11 protein-coding genes and 1 other annotated feature are annotated in these 12,587 nt (G+C 34.0%); of the genes, 3 read left to right on the top strand and 8 right to left on the bottom strand.

Annotation, left to right across the window (positions count from 1 at the left end; genetic code table 11):
• Positions 1-509: 509 nt before the first annotated feature.
• From pepF to spxA, 4 genes are all read right to left on the bottom strand, one after another.
• Positions 510-2,336, bottom strand: coding sequence for an oligoendopeptidase F (pepF, locus tag GW534_RS02285; protein ID WP_161919440.1), 1,827 nt, complete (start codon positions 2,334-2,336; stop codon positions 510-512).
• A 114-nt stretch (positions 2,337-2,450) separates the two neighbouring features.
• Positions 2,451-3,632, bottom strand: a complete 1,182-nt coding sequence (locus GW534_RS02280; RefSeq protein ID WP_161919439.1) for a competence protein CoiA — start codon at positions 3,630-3,632, stop codon at positions 2,451-2,453.
• A 146-nt stretch (positions 3,633-3,778) separates the two neighbouring features.
• Complete coding sequence (gene mecA / locus GW534_RS02275) at positions 3,779-4,450, bottom strand: adaptor protein MecA (RefSeq protein ID WP_161919438.1); 672 nt, start codon at positions 4,448-4,450, stop codon at positions 3,779-3,781.
• A 351-nt stretch (positions 4,451-4,801) separates the two neighbouring features.
• The gene (gene spxA / locus GW534_RS02270; RefSeq protein WP_161919437.1) at positions 4,802-5,197 is read right to left on the bottom strand and encodes a transcriptional regulator SpxA; all 396 of its coding nucleotides are present in this window, start codon (positions 5,195-5,197) and stop codon (positions 4,802-4,804) included.
• Positions 5,198-5,609: 412 nt separating this feature from the next.
• Positions 5,610-5,833 (top strand) — a binding site (T-box leader).
• A 50-nt stretch (positions 5,834-5,883) separates the two neighbouring features.
• On the opposite strand from spxA, the gene trpS reads away from it, so the two are divergent.
• The gene (gene trpS / locus GW534_RS02265) at positions 5,884-6,867 is read left to right on the top strand and encodes a tryptophan--tRNA ligase (protein ID WP_161919436.1); all 984 of its coding nucleotides are present in this window, start codon (positions 5,884-5,886) and stop codon (positions 6,865-6,867) included.
• A 153-nt stretch (positions 6,868-7,020) separates the two neighbouring features.
• On the opposite strand, the gene sspO is transcribed toward trpS, so the two are convergent.
• A complete protein-coding gene (gene sspO / locus GW534_RS02260) occupies positions 7,021-7,191 on the bottom strand; it encodes a small acid-soluble spore protein O (RefSeq protein ID WP_407670431.1) in 171 nt (56 codons plus the stop codon).
• A 194-nt stretch (positions 7,192-7,385) separates the two neighbouring features.
• Here sspO and GW534_RS02255 point away from each other — a divergent pair, with 194 nt between their 5' ends.
• Together GW534_RS02255 and GW534_RS02250 are read left to right on the top strand one after the other, a co-directional pair.
• On the top strand, positions 7,386-7,565 hold the full coding sequence (locus GW534_RS02255; protein WP_246203860.1) for a hypothetical protein: 180 nt from the start codon (positions 7,386-7,388) through the stop codon (positions 7,563-7,565).
• Between the two features lie 2 nt (positions 7,566-7,567).
• Complete coding sequence (locus GW534_RS02250) at positions 7,568-9,070, top strand: sodium:solute symporter family protein (protein WP_161919434.1); 1,503 nt, start codon at positions 7,568-7,570, stop codon at positions 9,068-9,070.
• Positions 9,071-9,457: 387 nt separating this feature from the next.
• On the opposite strand, the gene GW534_RS02245 is transcribed toward GW534_RS02250, so the two are convergent.
• From GW534_RS02245 to fabF, 3 genes are all read right to left on the bottom strand, one after another.
• A complete protein-coding gene (locus GW534_RS02245) occupies positions 9,458-10,201 on the bottom strand; it encodes a YjbA family protein (protein ID WP_161919433.1) in 744 nt (247 codons plus the stop codon).
• A 110-nt stretch (positions 10,202-10,311) separates the two neighbouring features.
• On the bottom strand, positions 10,312-10,905 hold the full coding sequence (locus GW534_RS02240) for a DUF2268 domain-containing protein (RefSeq protein ID WP_312854620.1): 594 nt from the start codon (positions 10,903-10,905) through the stop codon (positions 10,312-10,314).
• 345 nt (positions 10,906-11,250) lie between these two features.
• Positions 11,251-12,489, bottom strand: a complete 1,239-nt coding sequence (gene fabF, locus GW534_RS02235; RefSeq protein ID WP_161919432.1) for a beta-ketoacyl-ACP synthase II — start codon at positions 12,487-12,489, stop codon at positions 11,251-11,253.
• Positions 12,490-12,587: the final 98 nt, after the last annotated feature.

Here is a 12,587-nt window from a genome sequence, read left to right as displayed (position 1 = left end):
ATAGAAAAGAGAGGTTTCAGTAGATGGGTGGTCTAACTGAAACCTCTCTTTCTTTGTTACGAACAAAGGGGATGGGAGAAATTTTCACGGTCAAACAAAGGGGTATATGTTTGCTTGTGAATAACTTCACACCATTATAATAACAAATTAATTTTCTTAATGCAAGGCTTAGTTAATTATTTCACATTTTCGTAACAATTACCGAAAACATCATAATTCTCTTCGCTTGTACATAATATTTTAAAGACAATCCTTATAAGAGCGGTGATATTCATGGATCTTATTATTATGTCAGCTTTAATTATTTTTATAATCGTTTCATTTTTCTTTTTCATTTTCGGGATTTTAAAAATGTACCCTTTCTTCCTAACCGCTCTACTATTATTTATTTCCATTTTATTATTTTTTATATACTTAAATTATCGAGACAGAATTTGGAGCCTGTTTAAAAACAAATTTCAATGACACAAAAAAAGGACAGCCAATAAAGCTGTCCTTCTTTTCATTTATTATTGAAGCTTAGCTAACAAGTTTTCCATTTCTGTTAACTTTTCTTCAAATACTTTACATGCATTCTCAATTGGTTCAGCTGTTGTCATATCTACACCAGCTTTTTTCAACACTTCAATTGGATAATCGGAACTACCTGCTTTCAAAAAGCCGTTAATGTAACGGTCCACTGCCGGCTTGCCTTCTTCTAAGATTTGTTTGCTTAATGCTGTTGCTGCGCTGAAACCTGTCGCATATTGATAAACATAGTAGTTGTAATAGAAATGTGGAATCCGTGCCCACTCTAAACCGATTTCCTCATCAACGACAATATCATCACCAAAGTATTTCTTATTCAAGTTATAATAAATTTCTGTTAATAGATCCGCAGTCAATGCTTCACCATTTTGTGCACGCACATGAATATCATGTTCAAATTCAGCAAACATCGTTTGACGGAATACTGTACCACGGAATGTTTCTAAATAATTATTTAAAATGTACAGACGTTGTTTATCATCATCTAATGTATTCAATAAATATTCACTTAATAAGTTTTCATTGCATGTAGACGCAACTTCTGCCACAAAAATTGAGTAATGACCATACGGATATGGTTGATGTTTACGTGTATAGTAACTATGAATGGAGTGACCAAACTCATGAACTAACGTAAATAAGTTATTTACATTATCTTGCCAGTTCATTAAAATGTAAGGGTTTGTACCGTATGCACCGGATGAGTAAGCACCACTTCGTTTACCTTTATTTTCATGGACGTCAACCCAACGGTTATCAAAACCTTCCTTTAAGATGGAAATATATTCCTCACCCATTGGCGCAAGTCCTTTTATTGATAACTCCTTCGCCTGTTCATACGTAACTTCCATTTTTACATCTTTTACAAGTGGAGTATACAAATCATACATATGAAGTTCATCAAGGCCAAGTATTTTCTTACGTAATGATACGTAACGATGTAGTAATGGTAAGTTTTTATTAATTGTTTCCACTAAATTATCATAAACGGATTCAGGAATATGGTTATTTGATAAAGCTGCTTCTCTTGCGGATTTGTAGTTACGAACTTTCGCGTAAAAATTATCCTTTTTCACTTGCGAACTTAACGTACTTGCAAATGTGTTACGGAATTTGCCATAGGTGTCATATACAGCTTTAAACGCATCTTTTCGTACACGACGATCAGAACTTTCTAAGAAGTTAATATAACGACCATGTGTAACTTGTACTTCTTCCCCATTTTCGTCTTTAATTGTTGGAAACTCTAAGTCAGCATTGTTTAACATCCCGAATGTATTACTTGGTGCACTAGTTACTTCCGAAGCTTGCGCTAAAATCGCTTCAATTTCAGCTGATAATACATGTGGGCGTTGTTTATTAATTTGTTCTAAAGCGAATTCGTATAACTTTAATTCTTCCTTTTCTTCTAGGAAAGATTTTATCTTGTCTTCATCGATAGAAAGTAATTCTGGTACGACATAAGCAAAAGCACTCGCAGCTTGTGTATATAGGCTACTTGCCTGATCATTTAAACCTTGGTAAAAGGAATTTGTTGTATCTTGGTCATAACGCATATGTGCATATGTATACAGTTTACCTAGTCGCATCATAACTTGATCTTGGAACTGAAGCGCTTCATAAAGCGTATCCGCCCCCTCCCCTAGCTTGCCTTGGTATTCTGCTGTTTTCGGTAAAAGTGCTTTAATTTCTTCATATTCCTTTTTCCAATCATCATCCGTTGCAAAAATTTGCTCTAAATCCCAAGTGTATTCTACAGGGATCTCATCTCTTGATGGTAATGTTTTTACCTTTTTTTCTTCTGCCATCACAATTCCTCCACTTTAGATATTTTTCCTTATTAAAAATGCGAAAAATTACAAAACTTTTCAAATAAGGAAATATATGGTTTATTCTTAATTTATCGTGATAAAGGCAATTCGTCAAATAAAAAACCGCATAATCTTCTCTTTATTTTTAGAATAGAAAATTCCCTTCCGATACGTTCTATCCACATTCCCCTGTTTTAATATTTCTGGCTTCTTTACCACTATTAATTTATCCTTTATATCTTTGAAAAATCCTAAACTTGTTAAAAAAGAGATGTAGTTGTTAAAAGGTTGGACTTTTTCATCCATTGAAATTGCAGGAAGCCCACGAAATCGAATATATAAATTTAGTTTATGAAAAATAAATCGATGTATTTCATCCTTCGAAATTACCGCTCCGATTTTTCTCGTATAAAGAAAAAAATACCAAATATAAAATTGCCATTCTACAGGAGGAGTTTCAATGATGTACATGTTTGGGAGGGGGATACCAATTTCCCATGGAAGGCTTGTAGGATGAAGCTTGCGCTGATATAAAAATTGTAAAAATTTATTTTTCCGTGCATCTGGAAATAAAGTTTGTTGGATTAACCATTTTTCCGAATTCGCAACCCAATAAGGTAAAAAATTTACTCGTTGCGAACTTGGTTGAAGAATCATATCGATCGGATCTTGCATAGTATATATTTGTTCAAGGCAAAAGGCTCGATTTTTGGAAAAGGGAACAATATTTGTATATGTAATAAACTCTTCTTTTTGCGGGTGAAAGGATATTATGACAGGGTAACTTTGGTCATGAAAAATAAATTGGGAAATAAAGGAATTTAATTGGATTGTAAAAGGGGATTTTTTAACAAGGCCTTCATATAAAAACCAAATCGGATAATAATTATGATTTAAATAACTTGAGGTTCTTTTATAAATATCCTGTGAAGAAATGACCGAACATTGAAACTCTATCACAACCCGCTTATCATTCCATTGGAATAAAAGATCCGGTCTTTGATTAATGTCAGGGAGATAAGCCTCTAACTGAGGCTTCACACCTTGTCTTTTCAACCATGCAAATAAGTTTTTCTTTCCTTGTAAATGGGTTTCTGTCTCTCCTTCTGGTTTAATTAAACATGTTGTTTTATGAGCAAAATGCGGTGTTTTCTGCTCACCTTTTTTTAAAATCAATTCTTGCTTACATAATGGGCAAAAAAATGGAGCTAGTTTTTCAAAAACAGAAAGCCTGTTTCTTGATACATGTAAGATGGAGATTAGTTGTCCAGATTTTAATTGTGCAACAAACACAAAACCACCTCGATTGTTTTTACCAAAATTATGAGGTGGAATAGTAGTTTAGTCAAATCGCAAAAATTCAATTTTTAACGAATAAAAACCGATTTCTTAATCGAAATCGGTGATTTTATATAAATTATCAGCTTAAAAATTAAATTTTAGCTAAAATATTTATTTATCGTATTAAATACGTCTTCTTCCATAATTTCTTTTCCGTACTCTAGTAAGAAGTGAATAGTTCTTTGTGATTCCGTACCGTGTTCGAGTACAACACTTAACAAATCATCTATTTCTTCTTCAGTAAAGGCATCAAATGGGAATTCTAAATATAAAAAGTATTTTCCTTCATAAGAAAATAACTTCGTTTTTAAATCTACTGGCCATGGACGTGTTGATAAAGCAATTAAGTCTTCAAAATCGTTAAAGAAAGTAACAAATGAAATTGAAGTTTCTTCACTCAAATCATCAACTAAGTCATGATCACCGTAGGAAAAGTGATGGTTGAGTAAATTTTCAACTTGTTCATTCAAGCTATAATCTTTATATTTTCCATCGCCATATGGAAAATCAAAACGGGCACCATCTTTTGTAATCTGAGCCTTCGTTACGACTACCTCAAGTCCCTTTTCGAGAGCTTGAACTTGAATCCATAACGGTCCGTCAAATGGGAAATCTTCATCTTCATGAACTTCATCCATCATTTCCCAAAACAGTTGCTCACTTTTTTCTCGGTTATACCAAATCTCTTCTCGATCGAATCCTCTTTCTTCTACATCTCCGTATGATATGAAGAATTTTACTGTGTTTTCATTTATCCGTTCAATATCCATATGATAACGCTCCCTTCTTACCAATTATTTGAAGGGTTAATTCCCTTTAATTCCCATACAAGATGACTTTACAATAAATTATATTGTATGTTTATATTTTCATTTTATGACAAAACAAGTAATAACGAAAATGAAAATGCCCGAAACTTCGAAAAATAAGTAAATGACCTATAAGGAGCCGTTTCTATATGTCGTTATATGTTGCGATTCTCTATATAATTTAGTGTTAAAAACCTTCACGCTAAGTGTAGCATGAAGGTTGATTAAAGCATATTATAACGTGAATCACTAGTATTGTCTAGAGTTTTTTATTGTATAGAATGTACATTTTTTATGGACAAAAGGCAAGTTTTAGTTAACTAATTTTTGTGCCTCTCTTAACTGATACGTACGAACTTTCCTTGGTAAGAATCGTCTGATCTCATCTTCGTTGTAACCGACTTGTAGTCTCTTTTCATCAATGATAATCGGTCTTCTTAGTAAACCGGGGTTGTCACGAATCAATTGATAAAGTTCTTGTAGTGGGAGCGATTCCAAATTTACTTTTAAGTTTTGGAATGTCTTTGATCGAGTTGAGATTATTTCATCCGTACCATCTTCTGTCATGCGAAAAATTTCTTTAATTTCCTCAATTGTTAAAGGCTCTGAGAAAATATTACGTTCTTTAAATGGGATATTATTACTTTCTAACCAAGCCTTTGCTTTACGACAAGAAGTACAACTAGGTGCTGTGTATAATGTAACCATTACCATCCACTCCTTTAAGGAATATGTATATATATTTAATAATAGGTTTCTAGTTTAAAATAAGTTTAAATTAGTAATTTGTCTTAGTATTTATTATACAGTATTTTACTTGGTTTTGGTATATATTTTAAAATTATTTTTATATTTTTCGAAAAAAATTTTCTCAATTAAAACGCTTTCTACATAGCTCAATCAGTTATTTGTTCTTACGTTCCCTTGTTAAGAATTTTCCTAAAATAATGACATGAAATTTTCTACATATATTTCATTTTCAATTAGCTATACACTAAATGAAAATCAGCCTATCCACATTGTTGATTTTTCTTTTTTCATTGTTTATAATAACGATAAAGTTATAGTAGGTATTTTGTTTTACTGCCCAAATTACATATTATTTTGAAATAAAAATATTGATAAAACGATGAGAAAGAAGAGTACATTCATTTTTACATTCTAGAGAGTTTGTGGTTGGTGGAAACAAACTGTAAAATGAATGGAATGGGCTTTCGAGTCAAAACCGAACGGACAAACAATCTTAGTAGGCTTTTGCGTTTTCCTTACGTTACAAGGATGAAAGTGACCTTATTTAACGGTAACTAGGGTGGTACCGCGGATTTTTAACCATTCGTCCCTATTTGTGGATGAATGGTTTTTTATATTCTTAAAATTTTTTAGGAGGTAAGAAAATGAAAACGATTTTCTCAGGAGTACAACCAAGTGGAACAATGACCATTGGTAACTATATTGGAGCCTTACAACAATTTGTTGAATTACAACATGATTATAACTGTTATTTTTGCATTGTTGACCAACATGCGATCACAGTTCCACAGGATCCAGCAACATTAAAACAAAATATTAGAAGTCTAGCTGCCCTTTATATAGCGGTTGGAATTGATCCAAATAAAGCAACATTATTTATCCAATCAGAAGTTCCTGCCCACGCTCAAGCAGCATGGATGTTACAATGCATTAGTTATATCGGCGAATTGGAACGTATGACTCAGTTTAAAGATAAATCAGCTGGAAAAGAAGCCGTTTCTGCTGGTCTATTAACTTATCCACCACTAATGGCTGGTGATATCCTACTTTATAATGCTGATTTAGTTCCAGTTGGCGAAGACCAAAAGCAACATCTTGAATTAACACGTGATTTAGCAGAACGCTTCAATAAAAAATATGCTGAAATCTTTACAATCCCGGATATTCACTTACCAAAAGTTGGCGCTCGTATTATGTCTTTACAAGATCCAACGAAGAAAATGAGTAAGTCTGATGTAAACAAAAAAGGGTTTATTTCCTTACTAGACGAACCAAAACAAATTGAAAAGAAAATTAAAAGTGCCGTTACCGATTCTGAAGGTATCGTAAAATATGATAAGGAAAACAAACCTGGCGTTTCTAACTTATTAGCCATCTATTCTATTTTCAGTGGGAAATCGATTGAAGAACTTGAAAAAGAATATGAAGGCAAAGGTTACGGTGCATTTAAAGGAGATTTAGCTCAAGTAGTTGTTGAGAAGTTAAAACCAATTCAAGATCGCTATTATGAGCTAATTGACTCACCGGAACTAGATGAGATTTTAGACAGAGGTGCTCAAAAAGCAACCGAAGTCGCAAGCGAAACCGTTCGTAAAATGGAAAAAGCGATGGGGTTAGGTAGAAGGTAATATACTTTCTTATGAAAGGCAATAAGCTGTCTAAAATAAAAATCAAATATACTGTGAAGATGGCGGCGAGTCCGAGGAGGCTCAAGCCACTCCCGCGGAAAGCGTCCGCCATCTGAACATAAATTCAAAAGGATGTCATTTAGACATCCTTTTTTATTGCCGTTTCTTCGTCTTTTTATTATTTAATCTTTCTTCTGTAGATAATGGCTCATTGGCAAATTCATGATCAAATTGATGAGACATATGATTTCTTACCGCCTGTTTATCACTAAAATCCTTATTTAATTGTTTCGCCATTTTTTTATTTTTACTCAAAAATTCCACCTCCACGTATAGGATTCACCCATTTTTCAAAGATTATGTAGTAAAGGTTTTGGACAAACTTTTTTCATTTTCAAAATTTTTATAGCCAAATTATATAAGTTTTGTTATTATGTAATTACACTTGTCTTGTCAGGTGTAAATTACTATTTTTCTTGTTTGATATGTTTATCACAGAACATGAGGAGGGAATGGTTTTGAAATTTGAATTAAAATGGGCACTTATCATTTTATGTATTGTCCTATTATCCTTAATTATTCCATTTACCTTGTTAACAAATTTAGCTACTTGGTACGGAAGCTTTTTATTTTGGATTGTTATGACAGTTGTTGTTATATGTACAAATCTATACATTACGAAGGATTGGGGTAAATAAATATGAGTATGAATTTCGTATGGATCGGTATTGCAATTTATGTTGTCATTGCCACAATCGTTGCCTTTTTATCTAAAAGTGGTAAACAAACAACGATGGAAAGTTATTTCCTCAGCGACCGAAAATTAGGTGGATTTGTCTCTACCTTAAGTTATAGTGCAACGACCTATAGTGCTTTCATGTTAGTCGGTCTAGCAGGATTAACATACGCTGGTGGCGTTGGTGCATTAGGTTTTGAATTAATATATTTAATGGGTGTTTCATTAGTTGCCTTTTTTGGTCCTCGTTTTTGGTTTGTAGGAAAAAAATATGGCTATGTAACTCCGTACGAAATGTTAGGTGATCGTTATCAAAGCAAATCCGTTTCCGTCATCGTTGCTATTGCAAGTAGTTTATTCTTAATTCCATATAGTGCTGTTCAATTATCTGGAATTGGGTATCTACTAGCAGGTATGACTGATGGTGGAATATCATTTACAACTGGTGTTTTAATTGCTACGGTTTTAGCAATCGTATTTTCATATGTTGCCGGTATTCGATCCGTTGCATGGACCGATGCCTTGCAAGCTCTATTTATGATAGTTTCAGCAACTGCAATCGTACTATTCGTTGTGTATCGTTTAGGTGGATTTTCCGGATTTTTTGGCACACTGGAAACAGAATTACCAGATTTATTAACTGTACCTGGAAATGGATTTTTCAATATTTGGACGTTTTTAGGTTTGACAATCCCTTGGTTCTTCTTTAGTTTATCGAATCCACAAGTTAGTCAAAGATTGTTTATGCCAGACTCTTTAGTAAGCTTACGTAAAATGATTCTAGGTTTTATGATTTTCGGTTTAATCTATACATTAGTTGCGATTATGTGGGGCTTTTCTTCAGCAATTGCATTTCCCGACTTAGAAAAAGCGGATTTAGCAACACCGACACTACTCGGATCAGATTTAGTTCCGCCCGCATTGGCATTAATAGTGATGATTGGTATTATGGCCGCTGCCATTTCAACTATTGATTCGATTTTACTAACTTTATCATCCGTCTTTGCTCGTGACGTATATGGTAATATTTCAAAAGAATCTAGTGATAAGTCCCAGTTACTTGTTGGAAAAATCGTTATCCCTATCATCGCAGTACTCGCTTATTTATTTGCGCAAATGGAAATGAATTTAATCGCTGTTTTATCCGTAGCGTCTTCCGCAGGTTTACTTGTAACTGTACCAGCCCTTATCGGTACTTTCTTCTGGAAACGTGGAACAGCAGCAGGTGTTAATGCAAGTGTTATTATTACAGGATTATTAGTGATTTACTTTGAATTGTCAGGGTACAAGCCCTTTGGTATTGCATCAGGCCTTTGGGCAATATCATTATCTACAATTATCTTTATCGTTGTTAGTTTAATGACTAAAGCACCGAAAGAAAAAGCGAATGAATTTTTATCTTATTTGAACTCTGAAATGAAAAATGTGTACGAATCAAATGAAAAATCTTTAAAGAAAACAGGATAAAAATGAGTTCAGCCCAAGAATGTGATGTTCTTGGGCTTTTTAATGTGTATCTTCGCAAATTATGGATTTCCTATGAGCGACTATATTTTTTTTACGAGCGAAATAGTCAATTTAATGAGCGATTGGTATAATTTTAAGAGCGACTTTTTACATCCATGAGCGAATCAGCTATTTATGAGCGATTAGACTTCTTCTAGGAGTGACTAACCCTAATTTACGAGCGATTATTCTATTTCTATGAGCGATTTTTTTTAATAATTAATCTATGATCGTTTTCCACCTGGCTATGAGCGACTTAACAATGTTTAAGAGCCATTTTTCAGTGGTTTATGTACTTCCCAATAAAAAAACGGGAAATGTCATCTATTCCCCGCTTCCCTTTAATATTCAATTCACTTTCGAACCATTTTGCATTTCCCACAGTTTTTCGAAAAACGGCTCTCCTTTTATTAAACCTTCACATAAATTTTCATGTTTCTCAGTCCAACCGTATTTCACTTCTTCGTACAATTGATTCCAAACTTCTTCAAAGGACTTTGTACGTATGTCAGAGTATTTTTCAGGAGCCCATTCTGTATACCAGTAGCGTACTTGTGCGGTGTTTTTGGACGTATACAAATGATCTAATGCCATAAATAACAATTGTTTCATATGTCGTTCTTTACGTGTGAGTCCTAACATAAGCCGCGGTTCAGGGGATAAAATATGGTACTCTTTTTTCGATTGATTCGTAAAGTCGTAATTCATCACCTGTTCTTCGGCGGTCATTTCATAAACTAGCTGTTCTTGGCGTGGAATGATTCGGCTTTTTCGCATCGGTATACTGTAACCGAGCGTATCAACGGCTAAAATTGCCATACCATCTGTTACAATAAAACAATAGTCTAGTTGAATCCGTTCATGGTTTCTACGTAAATAAGCTTTTTGGTAAACGTCATTTAATAAACTTTCCGGTAATTCAGCAAGGTCATTTTCAATATAATGATATAATTCATTTGTAACTTTTAAAACAGGTACTTGATCAAGCAGTTCAATGGTGTCATCTTTTTTCCACTCATGAAAATGGCAAACGTTATATCCATTCTCTTCCCCTTCAAACCAATTCACCCATACATCGTGTAAATACATCATTTCTAACCCCTCACTTAATAACCTATTTGAGTACAGTATTGTCCGAAGTTTGTTAAATTATTCCTATTTAACAAGATTTCTACATATTAAATGCCAATAAATAGCGACATTTAATCTTTTATAAATTGTTCAGAAGGAGTAGAGATTGTACTTGGAATCGAAAAACCTTCGTTATTTTCTCGAAAACGATCAATCAAATAAAAACCAATCGTATAACCTAATAACGGCCTTGATAAGCCATTTCCAAACAGTAACTGTGTATGTCTTCGATTACCATATTTCACTTGCATAAAAGGTTTATATTCGTTTAACCAAATCCGCTCTAAAACATTCGGATGATATAAATGATTCCATTTTAAGACATATTGTTCTCCACAATAATCGAGGACAGCATGTTCCGCTAACCCCTCCATAATCAATGAATCAAGTAAAGTATGTTCAACAATTGGTTTATCAACACTATTTAAACGACAAATATGATGATATTCATGTACAAATAATGCTTCTAATTCTTTTTCAGTAATTGTTGATGGTACAAATAAAAAGATTTTATCTATAAAGGAATAACCATTTTTCCCTCTATTATGAAAGAGGTTCTGTCTTGTAGGAAAAATAAAGATTGGTATATCGGGACCTGACCATTCGTTTTTATATTTTTGTAAAAGTTGTTCTGTTTTTTCCCATACATTTTTCTCTTTTAAAATTTGGATTGAAAATTTGTTTGAGGCAGTTGGTTGATAACCTCTATTTAATAAAAATCTTGAAATTTCATATTCAGTTAACTCAGTAAAATATTTTTTTAGCTCATTCGGTACGTAGTTTGGATTTTTAAATTCTTCTTCTAACCATAAATCCGTTCGAATTACCCCAAGCCAACTCCTCCTTTAACTGAAGCAAGCAATCTATATTGTTATTTATATTTTTAAAAATTGATTTTGTTATTAACTTTTCCCAATTACAGGAGGATTGGGTGGTTTAGGAGTAAACTCGTTAATTCGTTGTAAACAAAAAAGCCAGGTATCTTAGACCTGACTTTTTAAAAATCAATATTATTCATATTTTTTTAATACTAACGTTGCGTTATGGCCACCGAAGCCAAGTGAGTTACTCATCGCATACTCAACATTTGCTTTTCTTGCTTCGTTTGGTACATAATCTAAATCACAATCTGGATCTGGGTTTTGTAAATTCATTGTCGGTGGTAAAATACCTTCCTTCAGTGCCATCGCTGTAAAGATTGCTTCAACGGCACCTGCTGCCCCTAATAAATGTCCAGTCATAGACTTTGTAGAGCTGACAGCTAATTTATATGCATAATCACCGAAAACTTTTTTAATTGCCGCTGTTTCAAACTTATCGTTATAATCTGTACTTGTTCCGTGAGCATTAATGTATCCGATTTGGTCTGGAGTAATACCTGCATCATCGATGGCCATCTTCATTGCACGAGCGCCACCTTCTCCTTCTGGAGCTGGTGCTGTAATATGATATGCATCGCCTGTTGCACCGTAACCAACAACTTCAGCATAAATTTTCGCACCACGATTTAATGCATGCTCTAATTCTTCTAAAACGACAATTCCTGCTCCTTCACCGATTACGAAACCATCACGTTCTTTATCAAATGGACGGCTGGCAGTTTCTGGATCTGGATTTCTTGTTAATGCAGTATTGGCACAGAAACCAGCAATTGACATACGTGTAATTGGAGCTTCAGTACCTCCACTAATCATTACGTCCGCATCGCCACGTTGGATTACTTTAAAAGCATCACCGATTGAGTTTGTACCAGTTGCACATGCAGTTACCGTACATGAGTTGAAGCCTTTTGCTCCAAGGAAAATAGAAACTTGTCCAGCAGCCATATCCGGGATCATCATCGGTACAAAGAATGGACTCACACGACGATATCCACGGTTTAAAAAGGTTTCGAATTGATTTTCAAAGGTTTCCATACCGCCAATCCCTGAACCAATCCAAACACCAATACGCTCAGCATTAGATTCATCAATCGTTAATTTCGCATCTTCAACAGCCATTAAAGCTGATGCAATAGCATAATGGGTAAAACGGTCCATTTTACGAACATCTTTTTTATCGATAAATTTTGTCGGGTCAAAGTCTTTTAATTCCGCTGCTACTTTCGCTGGGAAATCATCGGCATTAACACGTGTTAACGGTCCAATTCCATTTTTTCCTGCAACGGCATTTTCCCATGAAGTATGGGCATCATTTCCTAAGGGTGATACAGCACCGATTCCGGTAATAACAACCCTACGCTTTTCCATATGTTACAACTCCTTTGAAATTTCATCTTCCATTATTTTCTATATTATCACGCTTAAAAAGACAAACATACATTTTCAGCTTAATATTTGTGTAAAAA

This window comes from Pallidibacillus pasinlerensis (assembly GCF_009996845.1).
Taxonomy (GTDB): domain Bacteria; phylum Bacillota; class Bacilli; order Bacillales; family Caldibacillaceae; genus Pallidibacillus; species Pallidibacillus pasinlerensis.
The sequence above is the reverse complement of the archived record's forward strand: the minus strand, read 5'-3'. Positions and strand labels throughout refer to the sequence as shown.